The 26,129-nt window shown below is 28.3% G+C and carries 20 protein-coding genes and 1 tRNA gene; 12 read left to right on the forward strand and 9 right to left on the reverse strand.

The genetic code is table 11. From position 1 onward, the window contains the following. Positions 1–44: 44 nt before the first annotated feature. Both IPP08_11555 and IPP08_11560 read right to left on the reverse strand, forming a co-directional pair. On the reverse strand, positions 45–1,178 hold the full coding sequence (locus IPP08_11555) for a hypothetical protein (protein ID QQS66381.1): 1,134 nt from the start codon (positions 1,176–1,178) through the stop codon (positions 45–47). Positions 1,179–1,271: 93 nt separating this feature from the next. Next, positions 1,272–2,498, reverse strand: coding sequence for a hypothetical protein (locus tag IPP08_11560; protein QQS66382.1), 1,227 nt, complete (start codon positions 2,496–2,498; stop codon positions 1,272–1,274). A gap of 237 nt (positions 2,499–2,735) precedes the next feature. Between IPP08_11560 and IPP08_11565 the strand changes: the two genes are divergently transcribed. Genes IPP08_11565 through IPP08_11575 form a run of 3 tightly spaced genes read left to right on the forward strand, consistent with a single transcriptional unit; the run spans position 2,736 to position 6,790 of the window. Continuing rightward, positions 2,736–5,123: a DUF2339 domain-containing protein gene (locus IPP08_11565; GenBank protein QQS66383.1), complete on the forward strand. Its 2,388-nt coding sequence runs from the start codon at positions 2,736–2,738 to the stop codon at positions 5,121–5,123. A 43-nt stretch (positions 5,124–5,166) separates the two neighbouring features. Then, positions 5,167–5,922, forward strand: a complete 756-nt coding sequence (locus IPP08_11570) for an LOG family protein (protein ID QQS66384.1) — start codon at positions 5,167–5,169, stop codon at positions 5,920–5,922. Between the two features lie 19 nt (positions 5,923–5,941). Continuing rightward, entirely contained in the window at positions 5,942–6,790 is an 849-nt protein-coding gene (locus tag IPP08_11575; protein QQS66385.1) for a transglutaminase family protein, read from the forward strand. A gap of 47 nt (positions 6,791–6,837) precedes the next feature. Here the strand turns inward: IPP08_11575 and IPP08_11580 are convergent, their stop codons facing one another. The 4 genes from IPP08_11580 to IPP08_11595 form a co-directional block, all read right to left on the reverse strand. Further along, positions 6,838–7,509: a dolichol kinase gene (locus tag IPP08_11580; GenBank protein ID QQS66386.1), complete on the reverse strand. Its 672-nt coding sequence runs from the start codon at positions 7,507–7,509 to the stop codon at positions 6,838–6,840. 8 nt (positions 7,510–7,517) lie between these two features. Further along, a complete protein-coding gene (dacB, locus tag IPP08_11585) occupies positions 7,518–9,302 on the reverse strand; it encodes a D-alanyl-D-alanine carboxypeptidase/D-alanyl-D-alanine-endopeptidase (protein ID QQS66387.1) in 1,785 nt (594 codons plus the stop codon). A 151-nt stretch (positions 9,303–9,453) separates the two neighbouring features. Then, a complete protein-coding gene (locus IPP08_11590) occupies positions 9,454–10,038 on the reverse strand; it encodes an SIS domain-containing protein (protein QQS66388.1) in 585 nt (194 codons plus the stop codon). 73 nt (positions 10,039–10,111) lie between these two features. Beyond that, the gene (locus IPP08_11595; GenBank protein ID QQS66389.1) at positions 10,112–11,386 is read right to left on the reverse strand and encodes an ABC transporter permease; all 1,275 of its coding nucleotides are present in this window, start codon (positions 11,384–11,386) and stop codon (positions 10,112–10,114) included. A 233-nt stretch (positions 11,387–11,619) separates the two neighbouring features. On the opposite strand from IPP08_11595, the gene IPP08_11600 reads away from it, so the two are divergent. The 5 genes from IPP08_11600 to IPP08_11620 all read left to right on the forward strand — a co-directional run bounded on the left by IPP08_11600 (position 11,620) and on the right by IPP08_11620 (position 19,288). Further along, positions 11,620–12,912 (forward strand): hypothetical protein, encoded by a 1,293-nt coding sequence (locus tag IPP08_11600; GenBank protein ID QQS66390.1) that lies wholly within the window; start codon positions 11,620–11,622, stop codon positions 12,910–12,912. A gap of 87 nt (positions 12,913–12,999) precedes the next feature. After that, positions 13,000–13,082: transfer RNA gene (locus tag IPP08_11605), tRNA-Leu, on the forward strand. Positions 13,083–13,226: 144 nt separating this feature from the next. Further along, a complete protein-coding gene (locus IPP08_11610; GenBank protein ID QQS66391.1) occupies positions 13,227–15,299 on the forward strand; it encodes an OmpA family protein in 2,073 nt (690 codons plus the stop codon). Between the two features lie 289 nt (positions 15,300–15,588). Then, a complete protein-coding gene (locus IPP08_11615; GenBank protein ID QQS66392.1) occupies positions 15,589–16,932 on the forward strand; it encodes an OmpA family protein in 1,344 nt (447 codons plus the stop codon). Between the two features lie 286 nt (positions 16,933–17,218). Beyond that, positions 17,219–19,288 (forward strand): BatA and WFA domain-containing protein, encoded by a 2,070-nt coding sequence (locus tag IPP08_11620; GenBank protein QQS66393.1) that lies wholly within the window; start codon positions 17,219–17,221, stop codon positions 19,286–19,288. Positions 19,289–19,770: 482 nt separating this feature from the next. Here the strand turns inward: IPP08_11620 and IPP08_11625 are convergent, their stop codons facing one another. From IPP08_11625 to IPP08_11635, 3 genes are all read right to left on the reverse strand, one after another. Beyond that, on the reverse strand, positions 19,771–21,279 hold the full coding sequence (locus IPP08_11625) for a hypothetical protein (GenBank protein QQS66394.1): 1,509 nt from the start codon (positions 21,277–21,279) through the stop codon (positions 19,771–19,773). Positions 21,280–21,368: 89 nt separating this feature from the next. Beyond that, positions 21,369–22,028 (reverse strand): tRNA (adenosine(37)-N6)-threonylcarbamoyltransferase complex dimerization subunit type 1 TsaB, encoded by a 660-nt coding sequence (tsaB, locus tag IPP08_11630; protein ID QQS66395.1) that lies wholly within the window; start codon positions 22,026–22,028, stop codon positions 21,369–21,371. Continuing rightward, the gene (locus IPP08_11635; protein QQS66396.1) at positions 22,025–22,447 is read right to left on the reverse strand and encodes a DUF1801 domain-containing protein; all 423 of its coding nucleotides are present in this window, start codon (positions 22,445–22,447) and stop codon (positions 22,025–22,027) included. Before IPP08_11635 ends, tsaB begins: the two co-directional genes overlap by 4 nt. A gap of 273 nt (positions 22,448–22,720) precedes the next feature. Here IPP08_11635 and IPP08_11640 point away from each other — a divergent pair, with 273 nt between their 5' ends. The 4 genes from IPP08_11640 (at position 22,721) to IPP08_11655 (ending at position 26,034) form a co-directional block, all read left to right on the forward strand. Next, positions 22,721–23,995, forward strand: a complete 1,275-nt coding sequence (locus IPP08_11640) for a PQQ-dependent sugar dehydrogenase (protein ID QQS66397.1) — start codon at positions 22,721–22,723, stop codon at positions 23,993–23,995. Positions 23,996–24,187: 192 nt separating this feature from the next. Next, positions 24,188–24,439 (forward strand): ATP-dependent Clp protease adaptor ClpS, encoded by a 252-nt coding sequence (locus IPP08_11645; GenBank protein ID QQS67886.1) that lies wholly within the window; start codon positions 24,188–24,190, stop codon positions 24,437–24,439. A gap of 87 nt (positions 24,440–24,526) precedes the next feature. Beyond that, positions 24,527–24,964, forward strand: coding sequence for a rhodanese-like domain-containing protein (locus tag IPP08_11650; protein ID QQS66398.1), 438 nt, complete (start codon positions 24,527–24,529; stop codon positions 24,962–24,964). 470 nt (positions 24,965–25,434) lie between these two features. Further along, complete coding sequence (locus tag IPP08_11655) at positions 25,435–26,034, forward strand: hypothetical protein (protein ID QQS66399.1); 600 nt, start codon at positions 25,435–25,437, stop codon at positions 26,032–26,034. Positions 26,035–26,129 lie beyond the last annotated feature (95 nt).

A 26,129-nucleotide genomic window follows, 5' to 3' on the forward strand; every position in this document is an offset into this window, starting at 1 on the left:
TACTTATCAGATATCTATATTTTTTTTATAAAATATGAATAATTCTAACGAATAGTTTTTACATTATTTAACTCTGATACTTCAGTAACAACTCCATTTACATCTACTTCTATAATAACTCCTTCATCGTACCATTGTGCAGGTCTGCCTTGCTCCGTTACTCCTCCTCCATCACCACTAACAATAACATCAGGCACTCCATTTGCTGGATCACCTCTGTTTATACAAGTTAACAATAACCGTCTTGAGTTTGGTCTTGTTGGCATATCTATAAATAATTTTGAACCCCCATCTATTCTTTGAATGGTCTTTTCAAGTATTAAATTTCCATTTATTTTTTTTACTCTTACAACAAATGGGGTTTCAATAGGAATTGCTGTAGGATTTGTAATCAATATTTGTGGTGATTTTACTAAAATTCCTTTTTTATTACCTGGCAATATTATATCTTGAGAAACTATATCAGGCAAATCTTCTCCACAATTAAATACTTGATGATGTAGGTTGAACCTTGATTGTAAAACTGCACCAGTAATATCTTCTGCAACTAAATCTGGGATTCCAACAGTGATTGTTGTATTTGTGAAACCACCATTAATTGGGTTAAAGCAATGATCAAAACTATTAGTTGAAATATTTTTATTTACATCAGTTTTAAACTCATATTTAATTTGAGTTGGTGATTCAGATATTAGCTTTTGATTTAATAATGAATTTGGTTTTAAAGTTAAACCAGTTAAGTTTTGTCCACTGACTGATAAAGTACATAGTTTATCTTTTAAATAACCATTTGAAGAATTTCGAGGTTCAATACTGCAATTTATAAGTTTTGGTCTAAGTGCAAATTTTAAGATAATTTTTTCGGTACTACTTAACCTTAGCGTGCATAATCCTGAGCTGTTTTGAGATAAAAGTCTGAATTGAATTTGTTTATATTGTCCTATGTATGTTGAAATCTTTTTTCTATCTATAGTAACTGGAAAATTAGATTCAGTTATTGGATATCCGTTTGGGAAAACATCTGGGAAATCTGCAAAAACTATAAATCCTATATCGCTAGCAATTTCTATTGATGAGTTTGGTAAAAAAGTTCTACATGTTCTTACTGAATCAATTCTTGCTTCAGCAATAGATATCACTAAGATTGATAAACAGATTGATATTAATATTTTTTTCATTTGTATTTTTTTTTAGTAGTTTGTTTATTACCTAACTGGCTGAATTAGTTTAATATTTATAAATAATTTCAGCCAATTTTTATATTTAAATATCTATCTTGTTCTCCTAACAGTAACAGTTACAGATCCATTATTATCGCCGTATGCAACTAAATTATCATTAGCATGACATACTAAGAAGCCATTGCTTGTTGGGGAATAATTTGCAGATGTACCAATTTTAAAATGTTTGTTATCATATGTACTTACATCATTATTTTTTCTAAACATTTCTCCAATTAGTGCCATCATATTATAGGAAGTTTGTCTTCTACCTGCGTCAAATACTGGGTTTGGTGTATATCCATTCATTCCAGTTTCTGTGATATTGTTTTTCCATTTTGCATTCGCTGGTGTAGTAAAAGTATATCTTTCACCATTACATATAAATATGTTCGAGAAATTGTGAGTTACATTTGCATAAACTGTAAAATTTCTTGTTTCATTTATATCTAATTGTAATTGGTCTTTGAAAATAAGATTTACATTTCCTGCAACCATAGGTTGAGATTCATCTATCCTTGACAATCTTTTACATGCAGCAGGATTAGTAGTATTATCACATTTAGCATCATTAGTTTGTTGCCACCAAGGAAATACTGACCAAATAGTTTTTGCACCATTAAATGAACTTGACGCTGCATCAAATACTGTTTTCCCATTATTCAAAAAATCATTTAAGAAAAAAGTTATCATTGGTTCTGCCATATAATTTAAGAATCTAGAACCAACTGCAGTTGTGGCACCTATTGCTAACCAATCATCATTTAGTGAGCTTCCGATACATGTACATGAATAAACTAATCTTAATTTAAATTTGAATGATTGATTGTTTTCTTGATTGCGAGCATCCACTAACAATTTTCTTAAATTACCAGATTCTCCACCTAATAAATTATCTCCTTTCAAACAAATTAAATCATTACCACCATGACCATAAATAAATAAATCTATATCATAACCTTGTTTTGATTGTGTAATTAGTTCTGCAAGTAATTTTGCTCTTGTACAATTATTATCTGTAAGATTTACAACTCTTGAATATTTTCCAATTCCTTGCAAAGTTGTTGTAGCTGTTTCAAATGTTTCGGCTAAAGCATCAACTACAGTTCTACTAATTGCTAATGCTGCTGGATCTGTAATTGCTGAGTCTAGTGGAGTTTTCCCACTATTCTCTTGTAAAATTATCGCCGTACGAGGATAAGTTTTTTCAGCTTTTGAGATGTAAATGCTGAGAATAGAAATCAAAGTAATGATTAAAATCTTGGTTGTTGTTTTCATTTTGTTTTGTTGTTTTGTTGTTTTGTTAAACTGTTTTAGTTAAGTTGTTTTGTTAATTGTTGTTTTGTAACTAATTTTCTGGTACAAATTTAATCCACTAAAAAAGTTAGCTCATTACTCATATTTTACTCATAACAAGTTCTAAGCAAATTTCATTTTAAATTGCACCTAAAAAAAATAGATTTGATAATTAACATTTTTCATTGCATTTTTGAAAGCAATTAACAATTAAATAATATGAATGAAAACCAAAATGATTTTCAGAAAGAATTCAATTCATTTTCTGAGAAAATTGATAGTTTAATTAAGCAACAATTAGAATTTAAAACTGAAATATCTGAGCTTAGAAACGAAATTCAATTATTGAAAAAAAGTGAAATTAAAGATGTTAATGTTAGTTCAAATGCTAACACACTAGTAACTTCTCCAAGCTTGCAAACTGCTAACTCAGCTAAAGCAGAAACAATTTTAGAAGCAAATGCAAAAGCTAAAGCAGAGCAGATTTTATCACAGATAAAACAACAGCCTCCAAAAATTCAAGTACCAAAGCCTCCAAAAGTTAAATCTGATATTGAGAAATTTATTGGAGAAAATCTTGCTAATAAAGTAGGTATCATTATTACTGTAATTGGTGTAGCTATTGGAGCAAAATATGCTATTGATCATGATTTAATTAGTCCCCTTACACGTATTATACTTGGCTATTTGGTTGGGCTAGGTTTAATGGGGTTTGCAATTAAACTTAAAACAAAATATGAAAATTTCAGTGCTGTATTGCTAAGCGGAGCAATTGCGATTCTATATTTTATAACCTTTGCAGCTTACAGCTTTTATGGGCTTTTCCCACAATTACTTGCTTTTTTAATGATGGTTTGCTTTACTCTTTTCACTGTACTTTCGGCTATCAAATACAACAAACAAATCATTGCTCATCTTGGCTTAGTTGGTGCTTACCTAGTCCCATTTCTTCTAAGTGATGGTTCTGGACAAATTGGGATATTGTTTTCATATATGGTAATAATAAATGTTGGGATTTTAATTGTTTCTGTGTTAAGAGATTGGAAGCCGTTACTATATTCATCATTCGCATTTTCATGGCTAATTTATGCTTCATGGTTTTTTAACAAGTATAATAGTATTACTGATTTTAATTTAGCAATTTTATTCAGTACGTTATTCTTTATAATTTTCTATGCATCTTCTATAGTCTATAAAATCAGGATGAAAGAAAAACTTTCACCTGGTGATACAATAATAATGATTTCAAATGCATTTATATTTTATGCATTTGGTTTTGGCATGTTAACTCAGAAATCTTCTCAAGAATTACTTGGTCTTTTTACTCTAGCTAATGGAGTAGTTCATTTTGTGGTTGCTTACTTCATTTATAAAAGTAAATCTGGAGATAAAAGTTTATTGTATTTGATTATTGGCTTGGTATTAACATTTATAACAATTGCAATTCCAGTACAACTCAATGGGAATTGGGTAACTTTATTATGGATTGCCGAGGCATTAATGTTGTTTTGGATTGGTAGATCTAAAGGTATTACTGGTTATGAAGTTATTTCATATTTTGTTATTACTATTGCTTTCTTTAGTGCAATTCAAGAATGGGGTAATTATTATGACACATATTCAAATTTAATTCCAGTTAACAATATAACCCCTATTTTTAATGTTAACTTTCTTACCTCAATATTATTTACAATTATACTAGGATTTATATATTATGTACATAAAAAATTCAATTCTATTTTAACAGATAAGAACAAATCTTATTTCAGTATTGTTAATGTTGTAATTCCTTTATTATTTGTTGTTTCAATTTATTTTACATTTTCAAATGAAATAAATTGCTACTTTTCTCAAAAATTTGCATCTTCACTTTTAAAGGAAAAATCTGTTGATGGGTATTTTACTTCTAACTACAACTATGATATAAATAATGAAAAAACAATTTGGAATTTTTGTTATACTATGCTATTTTTATCAATTATTTCATTTGTTAACTTAAAAAAAATCAAAAGTTCCAAACTTGGGATTTTAAATATTTTATTAAATGCTTTTATATCTTTAATTTTTTTAATTGGAGGTTTATTTGCTTTAAGTGAGCTTAGAGATACATACATAACTCAGAGTTTATCTAAATTTTACAATAGGGATTTATTTAACATTTTAATTCGATATGTTTCTTATTTATTCTTTGGTATATTGATGTATTCAAATTTCGTTTACTCAAAATCAGAGATTATAAAAAGGAATTTAACTGTTGTGTTTGATATATTTTTAATTACTTCTTTACTTTGGATTATGAGTAGTGAATTGTTAAATATTTTTGATTTAATGAAAGTAACAGGTTCTTATAAACTTTGGTTGAGTATTCTTTGGGGTATTTTTTCACTAACTCTTATTGGGGTTGGAATCATCCAGAAGAAGAAACATATACGAGTGATGGCAATATCAATTTTTATAATTACACTACTTAAATTGTTTTTGTATGATATTATTGATTTAAGCACAATTGCTAAAACTATTGCATTTATCTCATTAGGAGTTTTATTATTAATAATATCATTTTTATATAATAAGTACAAAGAAATTCTATTTAATGATAAAATCTAATATTAATACTTTAATAAATATTTAGTTAATTTTTACCTTTTTAATGGCATCAGAAACAACAAAAGCATATAACAATCTTGAATTTTTAAGCAGCCCTGAAGCGAGAACTATTCGTATGCTATCAGAATATATTCATCCTATAAAAACATTTGCAGAAAATAAAATTGAAGGGACAATAGTATTTTTTGGCTCAGCTAGAATACCATCTCCAGAAGATACTGAATCAAATCCTAAATTTGATAGTATGCGGAGATATTATGATGAAGCTCGTGAACTTGCTAAAAGATTAACTCTATGGGTTAATGAAAATACTGTAATTAGTGGAGTAAAAAAATTTGTTGTTTGTACTGGTGGTGGACCTGGTATTATGGAAGCAGCTAATAGAGGTGCACATGATGCAAATGGTGAGTCAATTGGTTTGAATATTTCTTTACCTTTTGAACAATCACCAAATCCATATATAACCACTGAACTAAATTTTGAGTTCCATTATTTTTTCATGAGAAAATTCATTTTTTCAATTTTCGCAAATGCATTAGTAATTTTTCCTGGTGGTTATGGAACAATAGATGAACTGATGGAATTGTTGACTCTAATTCAAACTGGCAAAAGTGACAGACCAATCCCTGTTATTTTATATGGTACAGACTATTGGGATCAAATAATTAATCTTGATAAACTTGTAGAATTTGGAATGATTGCTAAAGAAGATTTAGATATGCTATTTAGAGCAAATGATGTTGATTCAGCTTTTTATCATTTAACAAGTGAACTAACTAGAATTCATATTAAAACTTAAATTTGAATTTCAATAATTCATGTCTGAAGTTAGTGCATTAATTTGCTTACTCGATGATCCCGATTCATTCGTTAACGAGGCAGTTCGCAATAGACTTTATGAGCTAAGGGAAACTTCTTTAACTGAAATGAGGGAGTTTGTTGTTTATAATAACAGCAATGAAATTAAAATTTTAGTTGAAGAATTACTCTTTGAATTTGGATTTAAAAAATTTAAAGAAGAGATGATGAATATAATCAATAATAATATTGATAATGATTTTGATTTAGAACAAACCCTTCTAATTATATCTTATATTGGATATCCAGATCTTAATCCTAATTCCGTTTCTCAACAAGTTGATACCATGTCAGATATTATTTCTAGTAAGTTAAAGGATAGGAAAAATGGATCTAAAGTAATTTCAATCATTAATAGTTATCTATTCGATAATCTCGGATTCTTGCCTGTTCAACCAGATCAATATTACAATCCTGAAAATTCATTCATAAATTATGTAATTGAAAATAGAACTGGTTTACCAGTTACTTTATGTTGTATCTATTTGTTAATTTCAGAAAGATTGAATTTGAAATTGGGAGGTATTGGTTTTCCAGGACATTTCATGTTAAAGTATAATGGTGAATTTAATACAAGTTTTTACATAGATCCCTATAATGGCGGGTTATTATATAGTAAAGAATATTGTATTAAGTTGTTATCCGATATGGGAATAGAAAGTAATGAAAGAGAAGAATTTTTAGAACCGATATCAAATAAATTAATTACTGTAAGAATACTTAGGAATTTGATATTAATTTATCAAAAAATAAAACCACTTTATGCAAAAGATTTAGAATCAATCATAAATCTTATTTCTAAAAAATAGATAAGAATTGTTTTTAAAAAAATATTTTAGAGTAAGATTTTTTTTACTTAAAGAAATGAAGTTACATGGCTATCTTTTATTAAACTTAATATACCCCATAAAACTGATCCATAAGAGATTGGAATAGTAAAGTTATCATCTATATTTACCCCCCAACTTATAGCTTCGGCACAAGCCGCTGCAACAGATGCAACAAGGGCTGCATAATAAAATTCAGTTGGTGAATTCAAAATATAACCTGTTACTATAGATACAATCCAAGCACTAATCACAAAAGCTAAGGATCCTTCTAATGATTTATTGAAAAATTTATGCTTCCCAAATCTTCTTCCAAAAAGAGCAGCACAAGTATCAGATATTATTAACACAGCAAAAGCTGGAATCATTATAACTTTTGGAAATAGTAGAACACAAAGTAATGCTGAAACTATAACAAAAGTTGCTCCAGTTAACTTACCATTTTCAAATTCATGTTCACGCATCATTCCACCAAAATATTTCTTAATTAAGGTTTGGAATTTTGGGTTGTAATATCTTACAAACTCAAGAATTAGCAATAGAATTGTTAGAGGTAGAAAAATCCAAATCATAGTACTACGAGTATTCCATAAATATAGAATTGGTATAGATAATGAAAATACATGTATACTTTTACGCAACAACTCTTGAGTCATTGATATCTGATTATTTTTTGGAGGGTTTATTGGTAATTGCTTCATTTCATTTACTAATTATTTTCATTATTATTAGCACTATCAATTGGGTTATAATCAAAAATAAGTGAAGGGTCTTCTTTATAACTAAATGTAGCAAGCCTTACTGCTAACCTATCTTGAACTACATGATAACTTCCATTAGAACCTTTTCCATTCATAATAAACGCAAATGCTAGCATTTCACCATCTTTGGTTTGAACATACCCTGATAACGAAGATACATTATTAAGTGTACCAGTTTTTGCATGTACATTCCCTTGAGCTAATGTCCCCCTCATTCTTCGTCTTACAGTTCCATCTACTCCTGCAATTGCCATTAATGGATACAATGTTTTAAAGATTTTTTTATCACGATAAGAAGAGCTTAAAATTCCAACAAGAGTTTGAGCTGGTATTCTATTATTTCTAGATAAACCTGAACCGTCATTTATTACAGTTCCTTTCATTGGTATTTTATCTTGGATTAAATTTTTGTTAGTAGCATCAATTGTGGAATGAGCAGTTTCAAAAATTCCACCATTATAACCACCAACTATTTTGAATACATTCTCAGCTAAAAAATTATTACTATTTTTTAGAACAAACTTCAACATATCATTTAATGGTCTTTCAACTCCAGCAAGAACTTTATACTGAGAAGGAGAATTCCCAGTTTTTACAATTCCATTAATTTTAATCCCACTCAAGATTAGTTTATCGAATAATATTCCAGCAGCAATTGCAGCAGGATTTTTTGCTTCATACCTATAACTAACTCTTCTTCCAACTGCTAATTTACCAGATACTTTTATTAATACTTTCCCTGTGCTATCATTAGTTATTACAACTGATATTCCATTTTTATTGTTTAAGTTATCACTAACTTTGGCTTTATTATAAGAGTGCGGTTTTCTTCTGAAATAGATTAATTCATCACCAAATCTTATAGATCCCTTGCTCTTTAAAACCTCGGAATGTCTTTTCCAATTCTTCTTGAAATTATTTCTTGATTGTTTTGCAAAATTGGATACTCTTCTATGACTTGATTCTTTTTGTTGAACAATAGGCTTTACATAACCATTAGATACTGCGTCATTAATTATAGAAAAACCAGAGGAACGCGGATAAGTTTGGACATTACAAGGTAATCCTGGGATACTTAAAGAAGATACTATTACAGTAAAATAATTTTTTTCAATTGATAAAGCATAAATAGGAGGGAGGTCTTCAACAACATCAGCATCCCCACTATATTGAATTCTCTTTGACTTATTATCATAAAATGAACCGTCACCAATTATATCTCCGTTTATTTGTTTCACTCCAGATTTAATTAAATCATCCACAATATCTTCAATATCATTTACATTAAAATACGGATCACCAAAACCCTTTAAAAACAAATTACCTGAAATAATACCACTGATTGGCTTTTGAAGAGCTAAAGCCAATGTTTTGACATCGTAATTAGTACCTAATTCATTTAAAGCTGTATATGCAGTAACTAACTTAGTGTTAGATGCTGGAGTTAGAGCTTTTTCTGGATTAAGTGAATAGAGCTCTTTACCAGTTATTAATGATTTTACAAAAATGCCAACTGTACCATTTTTAACTTCATTTGGTAATTTTACAATTGCTGCTAAGTCAGAAGCCAGCTTAGCTAAAGCCCTTGATGAATCAAGAGATGTAAGAGATCTATTTTTCTCATCACCACCACCAGCATATACATAAGGTTTGTTTGTTGAACTAATTAATGAAATAAGAATTAAACATATATTGAAATATAATACATTTTTATTTTTTAGATTAAATTTCATATATAACACTAAATATAAATTGGTTACTTATTAAAAGATTAAGTGATTAACTAACTTTTTGTTTTTTTTAATTTAGGAATAAGCATAAATCAGAATATCATTTTAATTGAAAATCAAAAAAGACGCATAAGATTTTAATATTGTTTGAGCTTTAATAATTATACAATATTTGTTCTACACATTCACAAATAATATGACCTAATGTAATATGTACTTCTTGAATTCTTTGAGTATTACTAGTTGGGGCAATCACTGCTATATCGCATAAATCCTTAAGTTTGCCCCCATTACCACCTAATAAACATATTGTAATTATATTCATCTTTTTTGCTTGAAGAATTGCGTTAATTACATTATCAGAATTACCACTTGTAGAAATTCCGATTAATGCATCATTATGTTTTCCCAACCCTTCTACTGATCTTGAAAATACATTTACAAAACCAATGTCATTACCTCCAGCAGTCATCATGGAAGGGTCGGTGCATAAAGAAATTGCAGCTAATGCGGGTCTTTTCACTTCGTGATTCAACCTAATCATTAATTCGGTTGCAAGATGTTGACAATCAGAAGCACTGCCTCCATTCCCACAAAACATTATTTTACCTTCATTTTTATATACATTAGTAATTGCATTAATTGCTCGGAGAGTATCTTCTCGACAAGCTTCAAGGGTTTTATACTTAATTTCAGCACTTTCTGTTAACGACTGATTATAAAAATTTATTATATCCAAATTTGATTTATAAAATAATAATAATTGATTTTAAACTTATCAAGTAGAAAATTAAAACAATAAATATTGAATGTTAAGCATTTTTCAACCAACTTAAAGCTTCTCTAAATGTTGGTCTTTTTCCTGTTAACAAAATTGCAGTTCTGAATATCTTACTAGCTGCCCAAACTATAATTATAGTTGAAAACAACATTACACACAAAGTTCCTAAAATCTCAATTATACTTGGCATCTTAATTGCAATTCTAATCATCATCAAGCTAGGAGTTAGCAGAGGAATAAAACTTAGAACCTTACTCATTGTTGAATCAGGATTCTGCATGATTACCATTATAAATGCCATTGGACCTGTAAATAGAATTGTCAAATAACCCGTAATTGCCTGTGCTTCTTGCTCAGTTGTAACTAATGAACCGATTCCAATAAATATTGCAGCAAAGAAAAAATAACCTAACATTAAATATAAAAACATAAGTGGGATTCTTAAAAGCATTTCACTTGAAAAAGAAACACTTTTTCCTATTGAAGCAAAGTATGTAATTGCAACGACCCCCATTACTGACCAACATAGCAACAAAAGCAAAGCCACACCAGTTAAACCAATTAATTTACCCCACATTAGTTCATCTGCAGTACCACCACTAATCAATATCTCCATGATTCTATTTGATTTTTCTTCAACTAAACTTCTAACTAAAGTTTGACCAGTAGTTAAAGTAAGAAACAAAAATAGGAATATACCTAAGTAAGCTAAACCAAAAGTTGCAATAAATCCCGATCCTCTTTCTTCTTCTCCACTTGAGTTCAACTTTACAGTTACAAACTCCACTCCTTTTATAGCTAAATTATATGCTGCTGTATCAACTCCAGATTTTATTAAATTTCCTTGTATGATTTTTTTTTCAATTATTTGTTCAATACTTTCATTCAACAATATGTCGCTTACATTAACACCTCTGAATTCAATTAATTGCTTTCCAGATTTTTCAGCTTTTATAACCACTGTCCCATTTGAAAGTTCTTTAACAACATCATTATCAGCTTTTTTTAAACCTTCAATAAAATTTAGTTTATTAGTATAATTTACAAAAACATAAGATGGATTTTTATTGTTTTTGCTTTTTTGGTTTGAACATAATTGATTAATTAAAACTGAATTATCTCCAGTAGAATCTATCAAACCAATTGTCTTAGTATCACTAATTCCATCTGTCATAATAAGACCAGGTATTATAGAAAATCCTACAATCAGGATTGGCAAAAGAACAATTGACGTTATAAACAATTTTGATCTGACTCGTTGTATAAATTCCCAACGAGCAATTTCTTTTATTCTATTATAATTCATGACTGCAAATTAAAAAATATATTTTTGTTTTCATAAAATAATCACACTTATATAATTTTAAGAAATATTATTTTAGTTATTTATAATAAAAAAGTTCAATGGGATAAACTATTTGTTGATTCAAATTTTATTTGTCTAATTTCAGTTAACCATAAAAATGGTTAGATTTGCAATTCAAAATAGAACTTAAGTCTAATAAATCAAAATTGATAATTGTCAATCTTAAATAATTCATGCGTTTTACATTGTTTTCTAATAATACTTGTTTTGTATTCATAGTTTTTATAATTTCTTCCAACTTTTTATTTGGGCAAAATAATGGTGGTAGAAGCTATTCAGTTTTTAACATTGGTGACATACAACAGAGTGCAAACTCTTGTGGTGTTTCAAGGGCTGGAATAGAAAGTTCAGTTTCTTTGCCTGGTTCTATTAATTCAGTAAACCCTGCATTATGGTCAGATTTAATTGCTGTTACATTACAAACATCTTTAATGTTTGAACAGTATAAAGTGAGTGATTCAAAATCAAGTTTATATCAAAATAATACTAAGCTTCAAAACTTCTCACTTGGATTTCCTTATTACGAAAAGTTAGGTGCTGGATTTTGTTTGGCTATAAGGCCTTATTCGATTGTAAGTTATGTTTCTCAGTTGAAAGGGTTAGCTCCAATAGATACTTTTAAAACCACATCTTTAACCACAACAAGCGGACAAGGTGGAATTAGTGAAATAATTGTTGGATCTTCAATTAGGCCATTTAAAGGTTTACAATTAGGAATTGCTGGATCAAGATATTTTGGCGAAATTACCAAAGAAACAAATGTAGATTTTCCAGAAAATAGCACTATAAATAGTGCTGCTTATATATCCCATGATTACTATACTGGAATTGGACTTAAATTAGGAGCAATTATAAATCCATTAGAGAATTTAACACTAGGCTTTGTTTTAGAACCATCATCAAAACTTATGAAAGAACGAACCAATGTTATTATAAGATTTAATGGTAGAATAATTGATGCTGGAAATACTCAATATCTAGAAGATGCATCAGATACCTTAGCGAAAATTACAAGTGATTATCAGATTCCTACTAAGCTTACTTTTGGTGCAACATATAAAATTGGTAGAACAGGAATAAGTTCAGAGGTTAATTTGCAAGATTGGAGTATTAATAATGATGTTAACTCAACTTCATCTAATAAAATTGCAATTGGTTTCGATTATTTTGCTAACTCAAGTTATAATGCAACTGGACTAGACAAATTATCTTTTAGGCTAGGAGCGTATAAGGAAAAATCATATTATAAAGTTCTCTCTGAAGATATTAATTCAATTGGTTTCACTTTTGGTACTTCAATTCCTCTAACCAAATTAACAACTCTAAATTCTGGGATGATGTTAGATTTAGGATTTGATATAGGTTCAAGAGGAACTACAAACAAAGGGCTTACCGAGGAAATATACGGTAAACTTTCTTTAGGATTGTCTTTAAGTGAATTTTGGTTTATTAGAACTAGAAAATAATGTTTAATATTTTTTTACTTTTTAATTTCAATACAACTTTAATTGATTTTCATAAATTCTATTATTAATTTTATTTATTGATTATTTGCGGAAGTGGTGAAATGGCAGACACACCATCTTGAGGGGGTGGTACTCGAAAGGGTATGGGGGTTCAAGTCCCCCTTTCCGCACAAAAATATAATGAAGAGGTTCTATTAATTAGAACTTCTTTTTTTTTGTTAGTTTCATTTTTCTTTATTGAAATCTAATTTTTCGATGTAAGAATGATTAAATTTGCATATATTTCAAATATAAAACATCATCTCTTCTGTTAAATGAAACCATTAGTACTTTTTATAATAGTCCAATTGTTTTCTTTTTATATTGCTTTTTCTCAAAATCAAAAGGATTTAAAATCTGATCAAGACACAGCTTACTATGTAACAGATTTTAAGTTAGGTGGAAATGTAGCATATTTATTAAACAATCATACAACAAATGCAACTGTATTTAGTGGTGGAGGTGAATGCGGAGCTTTTGGAAATGGTACTGGCAAAGGTTATGCTTTAGGTGCATTTGTTGAACTTCCTTTGTTTAACTTACTTGAAAATAATTATGCTAAATGGTTTGATCTTTCTATAGGTATTACTTATGCAAATAGAAATGGAGCTTTTTCTCAAGCACTCACATCTGGCTTGCCAATTCTTGATCCAAATAGTGGTAAATATACTTATCTTAAACAAGCACATTCTTATGTAGCTAAAATTAGTTACTTAACACCAGAATTAGGAATTAGGTTTACACCAGTTCCAGAAATACCTATCTATTTGCGAGTTCTTGCTAACTATTCACTTAGGTTTGGAAGCAGTATTGATTATGAGCAGACATCAGAAATATTATCTCCAAGTGGTATTACTTACCCTGAAAACAATAAAACTGTAAAAGTATTAGGTACAGGTGAAGTATTGAATTCCAAAAGTGTTTTTGGTTTGTATAGTAGTATTGGATACGATTATTCAATTGATTCAAATATTAGTATTGGTCCTGAAATAGGTTACTATACTATGCTTGGAAATGTTACATTAGATTTTAATTGGAAAATAAATTCTTTACAATTTGGGGCTAGTGGTAGGTATAGTTTCTATAGAAAAATCTCTCCACCACCTCCTCCTCCATCATTACCAATACCAGCACCACCACCACCGAAGGTTGCTCCTAAGCCAGTACTTGCTATATTAAATACTCCGTTAGTTGATATTAAAGAAACAGTTGTTACTGAGACATTCCCAGTTTTAAATTATATATTCTTTGATAGTGCAAGTACTGAAATTCCAAACAGGTATATCACTAAAAGGAGTTTAATGTTTAATGAAGACTCTTTACCTAAACGTTCACTTGAAACTTATTATCAAGTTCTTAATATTATTGGTAAAAGATTATCTGAAACAAAATCTAAAATTACAATCAGTGGGGCTAGTGATGGTAAAGAAATGAGCTCTAATAAAGAACGTTCGGAAATAGCTCTCTCAAGAGCTAAATCAATTAGTAATTATTTAATAAATGAATGGGGATTAGATCCAAAACGAATAACATTAAAGTCTTTAAAAACTCCAACATATCCAACAAATTATGATTACTCTGAAGGTGATGTTGAAAACCGAAGGGTTGAAATAACATCCGATTATGAAGATCTGCTAAAACCTATAGTTTTTGAAAGATTTATAGAAAGATCGATTGAGCCTAAAGAAATTAAGTTCAATACATCAGTTACTAGCGAATCCAAAATAAAAAATTGGGCTTTAAGAATGACTATTAAAAATGAAATCGTATGGGAACAAATTGGTGAAGGGAATCCTCCATCAGATGTTGTTTGCTCGCTTGATTTAATTAAAGCTAAGGAATTTGCAGATAAATTATTATATGATACAACCAAAAATGAATATAAAGTAAATGACTCTATTTTATGTTCTTTAACTGTTACAAATGAAGATTCTATGTCAAATGTATCTATATCATCAATACCAGTAACTAGAGGGCTTTCTCCACTTGAACTAAGCAGACTATCATTAATTGTATTTGATTTTGATCGGGACAATGTTACTAAATCAAATAAAAAAATGATTACTGGTTTTGTTTCAAATTCAATTTCTGCAAATTCTGATATTGAAATAAAAGGTTCAACTGATAAATTAGGTGAAGCCGAACATAATAAAGAACTATCAGAATCCCGTGCATTTGCAGTTAGAGACTTAATTAAGAAAGAAAAAAGAGATGCTAAATCAATTATTGCTAAAGGAATTGGATCAGATGAGTTATTGTACGATAATTTAATACCTGAAGGTAGGTTTTATTGCAGAACAGTAAGAGTTCAAGTTTCTATGCCTCTAAGAAAACAAGGGATTAAATAAGCTCAAATTGTTAGAATAAATGATATTTTATTTTATTACTATTTGATTCAAAAATTTATATATGTAATTTATCTAATAATTTTATATAACAGAAAAGGAATATTTAATTAATTTTTGAATCAAACTAATTAATTTTTTTTAAGTTAATGAACTTGAAGATTTATTGTAATTTAGAATTGATATTTTTGTTGTTTGTCCATCTTAAAATTCAGTGTCAAAATAAGCTTCAATGCCCCCGCAATATAATATTTACATAAAAATTAAGAACTTTTTACTTTTGTTTTTGATTTTGGTGGTTGCAACTTGTAACTCAAATGCTCAATCCAAAGTTGAAAATAATGATAGTGTTAATGATACTATTATAAAACAATCTAACCAAAAGATTAAAAAGGAAAAAAAGAAAGACCCAACACAGTTCACTTCAGTTTCAACTCTTGATACGACACTCCATATTATTGTTAGAAATATCGATATTTCAAGATACCCAAAAATTAGCGTGGTTTTTGATGTTCTTGATATGAGAAATAATTTTGTTAGCAATGTTACTATTAATGATGTAAAAGTAAATGAGAATGGAAATCCACAAATTCCAATTGAATTTTCTTTACTCACAAACAGCAATAGGGTACCTGTTGATTTTATTTTTGCTATTGACAGAACAGGAAGTATGGGAGATAAAATAAAAGCTGTCAAAGTAAATATTGATAGATTTGTTCGTGAGCTAAGACTTAAAGGTATTGATTACAGATTAGGTTTAGTTATTTTTGATGATAATGTAACTGGCGTTAGAGAGTTTACTGATAATACAGAATTGTTTAAATCTTGGGTAGATTCAATTGAGGCTAGTGGTGGAGGTGATGAAGAAGAGAATGCATTAGAAGCTTTAAGAACTACTACAAAAATGAATACAAGGCAAAGTGCAAACAAATGTGCTGTGCTTATTACAGATGCTCCATATCATTCTTATGAAACCGAAAAAGGAGCTTTTAGAACTCAATATACTGCTAATTCAATTGCTTCATTATTAGATAAAAATGATATTAGGGTTTTTGCAATTGTATCTCCTTTTGTTTATGGTTATACTACAATTGCCGAAATGACTGGAGGAAAAACCTATGACATTAACCGACCCTTTGCAGACATTCTTGAGCAATTTGCTAATACTCTAACTTCATTATATACTATTACATACAAAACAAATTCTGAAATTATTCCAGACTCAATGCAAGTACAGATTAAAGTTGGTAAAAGAGGAAAACCTGTTATAAAAAAGTTTGCTTTGTTGGAAGTTGGAAGAAAACTTGTTATTGATATTCATTTCCCCTCTGGTGCAAATAAAATTCAACAATCATCTAATAATGATATAGAAAATTTAGCTAAAATGCTCAAACTCAAACCTACAATTAAACTTAAAATTGAAGGACATACTGATAATACTGGTGATCCTGGCTCTAACATTTTATTATCAATTGCTCGTGCTGAATCTGTTAGATCCTCTTTGATTAAAAAAGGCATTGAAGCTGATAGGTTGACAACTATTGGATATGGTTCGAATAGGCCAACAGCAACTAATGATACTGAAGATGGGAAACAATTAAATAGACGAACAGAATTTGTAATAATGCAAAAATAATATTTTATTATAACTCTGAATTCTTCTTGTGAAATCCTTGCTTTACTTACCTAAATTATAATGCTTTAAATTTTAAATTATGTTATTAACAAGGGATATTGAACATAACAAATTTTTTATTCCAATTTTAAAATCTTTCTTTAGAATCCCTTTTCTATCAATTAAATTTATAGTTTTATTTTTTATAAAATACATTTTCACAAAATTAATTAAGGTTGTTTAGTTAACAATATTTTGACTAACAACATTTATATAACCTTAAAAATAATTTAGTTATCTTGTTTGTATGACTTTCTTGAATCCAATTGTACTTTTTTCATTAGTAGGTGCAACCATACCATTGCTACTACATTTCTTTAACCTTAGGAAACTTAAGGTTATTGATTTTTCTTCTCTGAAATTTCTACAAGAATTAAAAAAAACCAGCATTCGAAAACTAAAGTTTAAAAGATTACTTTTGCTTTTACTAAGAATTGGATTAATTGTATTTTCAGTTTTAGCTTTCGCCAGACCAGCCTTACAAACTTCATTTTCATTTTCATTTCCAGGAGCTCATTCCAAAACTAGTATTGTATTATTAATAGATAACTCTGGTTCGATGATTATTAATGATGATTTTGGTGAAAGAATGAATAGAGCAAAAACAATCGCTTTAGATATTGTTAACTCAATTGAAAGCCAAGATGAAGTTTCAATTATACCAATGTGTGATTTAAATTCTGATTACATTTCAAACTTTTCTACTAATAGTGAAATCTTAAGGAATAAAATAAATTCAATTAGCATTTCATACTCAAAAGCGAATTTTGATAATTGTTTAAAAGTTGCTAGCTCAATTTTACTAAACTCTTCAAATTTGAATAAGGAAATTTATTTGATTAGCGATTTACAAAAAGTTAATCTTTCCTCTCAAATTGATTCTTTAAAATTATTCAATAAAAATGAACGTCTTTTTGTTTTTCCCATAAACTCAAATAATAACTTATATATTGAAAATATAGGAATTGATTCTATAAAGATTATAACTTCAATTTTTGAACCAAACAAACCAATTGATGTTAAGGCATGGGTTCATAATTATGGTGCTAATACGATTAAAGATTTACCAGTTTCAATGAACATTTTTAATGACAAAGTAGCTAAAGTAAAAATTGATGTAAATCCTTATACTACAACAAATGTTACCTTATCTGGAGTACCTAAAACAAAAGGTTTTTTAAATGGATCCATTGAAATTGGACCAGATTTATTTATACCTGATAATGAAAGATTTTTTACAATCAATGTCCCTGACAAAATTAATACAGCTATAATTGGTTCAATTGAAAAATTGAAATTTTTGAAATTAGTTCTCAACTTAGATTTAAATAGAATAACCCCAGTTTTCTTTAATGAAAATTCTTTATTAAGTTTAGATTTGAAAGAGTTTAAATGTATTGTACTTGCAGACATACTTTTAAATTCAACAGATATTTTAAGGATTAAAAATTTCGTAGAATCTGGAGGGGGAGTTGTTATTTATGGAGGTGAAAATTGTGAAAAAACCATTCAATTATTATCCACTCTAGGATTACAACTTAAATCTCAAAATGCATCACAAGTTAAAATTAAATTTGGTTATATCCAAAAAACTCATCCAATATTTAATGGTGTATTTGATGAGATAACTTCTAACAATATATTAAAATCGCCAACATTTGAAAAGACACTTCCTTCTTTTTCTGGTGATCAAATTATTAAACTAATTAGTGGTGGGTCATTTTTAAGTGAAACCTACTTAGGGAATGGTGGAAAAATAATATATGTTGCAAACCCACCTGATAACGCTTGGAGCAATTTTGCTTCAAATGAGATATTTGTACCAATTGTGATTAGATCAATACTATACTCAGCATCTATTAAAGAAAACTGCATTATGGTTAACACAAATCAAAGTGTTACAATTCCATTACCTAAAAAATATTCTCTTTATGATAAAGTGAAAATTGTAAATCCAGATTCAAAAGAAGATATTTTACCTATTAGTAAGTACCCATCCGGAAGTTTTGTTGCATTTGATGAAACCAAAGAAGTAGGTGTTTATAAAGTATTATTAAACGATACTATTGTTTCATCTTTTGCTGTTAATCCAAACAATGATGAAAGTAAATTTGAAAAATTAACTACTGATTCTCTAAATTTTTACCTTGAATCTAAATTTGTAAATAAACAAAACATCAAATTTTTAACAGATAATTCCAAGAATCCAGTTCCAGAAATCAAAGAATCTAGAATAGGATTAGAACTTTGGAGATACATGATTTCATTAGCACTTATTTGTGCTTTAGCTGAAATGTGGATCGGTCGTCAAAATTAATTTTCTTGATTTAAAGTCCCCTGTCTTGTCTAATAATTAGGTTTAAATTAAAAAGACAAGTAAGCATTTTAATGAAGTAAAGAAACACAAGATCATTGAGTAGTTGATTAAAAATCAATAAACTAAAGTAGAAATTTGGGGAAAATATACTGGAGAAGAAAAAGAGCATGGACAACTTCTTTACTGGGAGAAACAATTAGGCTACAACAATGTAGAACCAGGAAACTTGACAAGGATACATTGGGCTTATTAAAGGTTGTTGTATACATATATAATGGCTAAAGATCTCACTAAGGCATCAGTAACATCATACCAAACTGTATTCATGATTCAAAAATAATAATCAAAACAGAAAAATTTTGGAAGTACTATTATTGGAAACTCCTATTATTGTAAATCCAATTCAGGTTTAATTTGTATTGTAAATTTATATCATGATTAATTAACTAAACTCTAAACTTTTTTTTGGTTGAGTCAGTTTATTAAATAAGAATTTTTTCAAAATAACAATTTATTCCAACCGATATTTTTAAGAAAAAGAATCCCTTTTTTAAATTTGATACTATTATATTTTTATTAAATTTTTGATCAAAAAAAACATTTCCTAACAAATCAATAATTTGTAAAGTTACAATTGAATTATTATTACAAATTACATCCAATACTCTATCTCGAATTGTTATATGTAATAATTTAGAGATTGATGATTTTTCATTAAAATCAGTTGAAACCATAGTATTATTATACCTTACTAATGCAATATCATAATCTTTGCCATTAAAACTTTTACCAGCTAAAACAATTTTACCATCCTTTTGTAATATAACAGAAGTTGCTACATCATTGCCAATTCCAATTTTTGTAACTACAATTCCATCTATTCCAAATGAATTATCAATTAATCCAAGAGTGTTAATTCTAATCATAGAAAAACTTGAATTTGTATTGTTTCTATTACTAAAACCACAAACAATTATTTTACCATCATCCTGTAATATTGAAGAAAAATCATTTTGATAAATAGCACCAAACTGAAAACTAAACTTACCATTATTACTAAATGTATTATCAATGCTTCCATTAGGATTATACCTTATTAATGAAACAAACCCTGTAAAACTATACCCAGCAACTAAAATTTTTTTATCTTTTTGAATTAATATAGATTCACCATAATCGTTACCATTTAAATTATCAGTAGTGATAATTCCTCCGTTTCCGAATGAATTATCTAAACTTCCGTTTTTATTATATCGAGCAACAACAACTTCATAATCAAAACTAGATTTTGAGTAGCTATAACCTGAAACAATTATTTTTTCATCACTTTGAATTGCTATTGTACGTATAATACTATTTGCAATCCCTATTGTAGTAGTTACTTTTCCGTCTGAATCAAAACTTGAATCTAAACTCCCATCATCATTGTATCTTATCAAAGCGAAAATAGAATTTGAACTACTATTTGAATAACCAGCTACAATAATTTTCCCATCAGATTGTAATGCAATAGATCTTCCTGCATCTGAAATTGTACCAATACTTGTTATGGTTTTACCATTTTCTCCAAATGATGAATCAAGTTTTCCATAGGGGTTAAATCTAGCTAAAGCAAAATAATATTTTGGATAATTTCCACTATAACCTCCAACAATAATTTTATTGTCAGGAAGGATTACTAGGCTAGCTCCAATATCTGTTGAGCCCCCTAAATTCGTAACTTCAATTCCGTTGTTCCCAAAAGTATTGTCAATTTTTCCATCAATATTATATCTTACTAATACAATATCATTATTGTTATTTCCAGCTACTATAATTTTACCATCATTTTGAAATGCTACTGAATTAGCAACATCGTTCCCGTTTCCTGTTGATGTTAATACAATTCCTTTATTGCCAAATGTTGAATCAATTGTTATTGGTTGAGCAAAAACAATCAAGTTAGAAATGATAAATATAAATGTAAATAGTTTTAGGAATTTTATTGACATATTTTTTAATTATAAACTAGACAAAAAAAGAATAAATTTAAGTTCAAATTTTAATCAATTAACAGATTATTTAAATTGTTAAATGATAATTATTTGCCAAAAGAACCAATATATAAAGGCTCTATTTCTTCTATGGGAGTTAATGGAAGTGTATCTTTTGATAACCAATAATATTTTCCCAATTCTATTGCAGTTAAAGATAATTTAAACGGGGATTCATAATTATCGATTTCAAAAATAGGAATATCTAGAGTTGCAATCGGAAATTTAGTTTTGTCATTTAACAGTTTCAATAAATCTATGTTGCTTAATATTGAATAATCTGTAATACGCTTAAAATATGGCTTACATGAATAAGATGCTTGATAAAAACCAAATTTACCAGCATCAATTATTGCAACAATTTCATTTATATCTGGTTGATTTTTTTTTAAAGTATATCCTTTAAAGCCAATTACATCTAGAGTTGGAATAGTAACAATTGCTACGTTTGCACCTAACGAAAACCCAATAGCAAAACTTAAACCTATTCTAATTCCTGTATAAGAACCAGGTCCTTTTGAAACTACACAAACATCTATTTCTTGGGGCATTAAAGAATTATTTTTTAAAAGATCAGAAACCATTTGTGCTAATAATTGATCGTGTTGTTTTGGTATTGAAGTTTCAAAAATTTCTACCAAATTTGAATCTGAAAATAAAGCAACAGAACAATCATTTCCAGTAGTTTCAATAGCAACAAATTTCATTTATTATTAATTAATTGTTTCATTTCTATTTGAGACAAAACTAAAATATCATTTAAAAGTTTTTGGTTAATATCTTCCATTTTTTTTATATACAAACAACCTTTGCCCATTTTAATTTTTCCTAAATTATGGAATTGTTCATCAGGAATTTTGCCTCTACCCATAATGTAAATAGATATATTTGTTTTTCTTGGAGAAAATCCCATCAAGAACCAATCACCCTTTCTTCCAGTTGAGTATTCATATTGATAATCACCAAATCCTATTATGCTTTCACCCCACATTTTAGGTTCAGATTTAGTAACATTTTTCATCATTTTCAATAATAATTTGCAATCCATTCTCAATGTTAAATTGTCAATTGAATCTATGAAATCATCTACCTTTACATTTGTTACCTTTGTTTTTAATTCTGCCATAGATAATTATTACAAGTGAAAATTGTTATAAAATTATATTAATTGTTAATGTATCTTTTATCCAAATATACAATTAGTCTATCTATTTCTGTAATAAAAACATTCAGTAACATAAATTTTTTATTATAGAAGTTTGTATATTCTTAAAATCTATAATATCTAAGTTTATTTTTATTATTTTTGTAAAATATTTTTGCAACCTATTTTAAAAAAGATAATAGCAAAATGATTTTATCATTATTAGAGACATTTCTTTTATTCAATTTTAAAACTATGAATAACAAACCATTACTTTCTTTGCAAATTCTATTAATTCTTATGTTCTTTTTTTATGGATGCGGAGCAGTTCATATCTATAATGGTAAAACTAACCAAGCTATAATTCGAGATACAATTCAGAATGGTAAAGTTAGAACATTTGTTCAGAATCCAGAGGATTCAAAAAATGGTAAAATTAATATAGTACCTGTTGAAGTATCTAATCTAGTTACAGTCAACTTTCCAGAAATTAAAGGTGCTAAATCTCCATTTTCTATGAATCATACCTTGCAAGTACCAAAAGGTTTTACTGCATCTATATTTGCACGAGATTTAGGACGTCCTCAAAAAATGGTAATTAGAGAAGATGGAACTATGTTTGTTAGTGATTTAGATGGCAGAATCCTTGCAATAAAATCAAATGGTGAAGTCACTCCAATTTTAACAGAACTTGTAAATCCATTCGGATTGGAATTGCATAAGGGTTCACTTTATTATACAGATGAAACAAGATTTTTTAGATTGGATTTTGATTCACCAACTTCAATTACAGGAAAATCAACCATATTAAATAAAAAAATTCCTGAAGGTCAATTGCATTATATACGACCAGTAAAATGGATGGAATCTGATAAAATGTTTTATATAGCAATTGGATCTACCACTAATAGTGACTTGGAAAATGATAATATGCATGCTACTTTAATTCGACTAAGCGAACAAGGTGGTGCATATGATGTTGCAGTTAGAGGACTTAGAAATACTTCAGCACTTGATGTTAACCCAAGTACTGGGCAATTGTGGGGAATTGATCAAGGAGCTGAAAATATTTCTGCAGATTTGCCAACTGAAGAACTTAATGTGTTAACAGTTGGTAAACATTACGGGTGGCCATTTCTTTATTCTGATAATTACAGAGATCCAAGTTATGAAAAGTCTATTTTACCTAAGAAAACAACCGCTCCTTTATTACAATTTCAGGGTTTAACATTTACAACTGATTTATGTTTTTATAAAGGGAATGCTTTAGGTGAAGAATGGAAAAATAGTTTCTTAATGACACTTCATGGTTCAACTAACAGAACTCCATTAGCAGGATATTCTGTTGTTAGAGTTAATTGCAATCCTGATGGTAGTAATGCAAAACAAACTGAACTTGTAAGTGGCTTTGTTGATAGTACTGGTATTGTTTGGGGAAAACCGACTGGAGTTACTTTTTCGCTAAAAGGTGATGCATTTTATGTAAGCGATGACTACGCAGGTGCTATTTATAAATTCTTCAAACAATAGTGTATTAAGTAATTCGTTTAGATTGTCAAGTTGGAATATATCTAACAATTTATAATTTAGAAAATAATTCAATAATATAAAATGAATCCTATCAAATTTTTTATTAAAAAGATTGGTAAAATGTTTTTAGGTGAGACTAAAGTTAATAATTTTACATCTAATTCTATTGATGAATCACCAGAATTAGATGTAATGATTGCAGAACTTACCGAGGTTGGTGTTCCAGCAAAGGTAATTGTATATAATGATGAAATCCATACTTTTGATGAAGTTATTTCACAGTTACTTAAAGCCGTTAGTTGTAATCATAATCAAGCTGAGAAATTCGCTCTAGAAATTGATACTAGGGGGTTGGCTTGCGTTTTTCAAGGTGAAGTTACTGAATGTTTAAGAGTAACTTCTATTTTAGAAGAAATTGCATTGCATACATCTATTGAATTATAGTTTATCAAAATTATTTGGGTTTATAATTTTCTAACTTTAATGTCAGTTAACAAATAACATTTCACATATTAAAAAAATAAATTAAAAATGAAAAAAATCTTAATTTCAATTATTGCAGTTTTAGGAGTAACCGTCTTTTCAACAAATTCTTTAAGTGCTCAATGCGATAAAATGGGTAATGGTAAGTCTTGTTGTGCAAAAACCAAGGCTTGTTGTGATAAAGACAAAGAATGTAAAGATATTAAAACATTATCCAAAGTTGAACTTACAAAATTAATTCAAAGTGGGAAAGCTATTGTTTTTGATGCTCGTACTAATGTACAATTTAAAGATGGACATATAAATGGAGCTTTAAATTATGGAGTTGATAAACTGCCTTCAAACAAAAACCAAACAATAATTTTTTATTGTGGAGGACCTAAATGTCCACTTTCAACACAAGTTGCAAAAGAAGTTAAAGAAAAAGGATACAAAAAAGTTATGGTTTATAAAGGTGGATGGTCTGACTGGAGTAAAAAAGTTTAACTTTTGAAATTACTTACAACTTCTGAATCTATTTTAAATAGTTCAATTCCTATTATAGGAATTGAACTATTTTTTATTTAAAGTGAAAAGTGAAATTTAAACACACAATGTGAAAAATAATCACACTCAAGTAATTTATAACTAAAATTTTACAAGAAATTAAGATTTTATTTTGGCACGATGTTTGCTTTATATAAAATGTAGTGAAAATGATTTAATAATGATCTTCATTTCAACTAAAAGAAAAGAGAGAGAATTAAAGAGAGAAAAATTAAGGGGAAAAAAATGGATTGATTTTGAAAAGCAAAAGAAAGTCCCACACATAAATCGAAGTATTGCATTTAATTGGTTTTAGCAATACTTCGATTTTTTTTGGTTTATAATTACATTATATTTTGTCTTGATGTGTTAATATTAATCCTTAAATTTATTGTGCAAAAAAATTTATTAACATTACAAATACTTTTAAAATGAAAATTTCAAGTTATCTATCTATTTTTATAATTTGCTTTTTAGTATCAAACAAATTATTTTCTCAAACTAAAACAGAAGAGTCTAAAACTGTTTTAAATCCTGATGGCTCATCATCGGTTGTTAAATCAACATCTGTAACTTCTTCCGAAGATATCACCCCTAGGAATAATTTGATTAGTATAAATCCTTTGAAATTTTTTCTATTTTATAATGCAACTTATTATAGGAAACTAAATAACACTATTGTAGTTGGTGCTGGTTTTCAGATTCCTACACTAAAGGATGTAGGTGGTTTTGGAATAAACGCAGAGTTAAGGTTACATCCTTTAGGTAAAGCATTAAGTGGCGTTTACCTAGCTCCTAATGTATCATATAATTCTTTGTCATCAAAGCAAAACAGTTTTACAACAAGTGCTACATCTATTGGTGCATTGTTAGGTTGGCAATGGTTTCCAGGTGAACAGTTTGCTATGGGATTAGGAATTGGAATGGATTATTACATGCTGTCATCTAATGATAATGATGTAAATTCTTTTTATTCTTCTTTCCAAGGTTCAAGCCCAGCTTTACGATTTGATATTGGATTTGGTTGGTAATCTTTCTTAATAATTTTATTAATAGGAAGTCTCATTTTAATTTTTAATGAGACTTTTTTTTGTTATTGAACAATTTCAGTTAATGTATTCTATTT

The sequence above is a fragment of the Chlorobiota bacterium genome, assembly GCA_016700335.1.
In the GTDB taxonomy this organism is placed as follows: domain Bacteria; phylum Bacteroidota; class Ignavibacteria; order OLB7; family OLB7.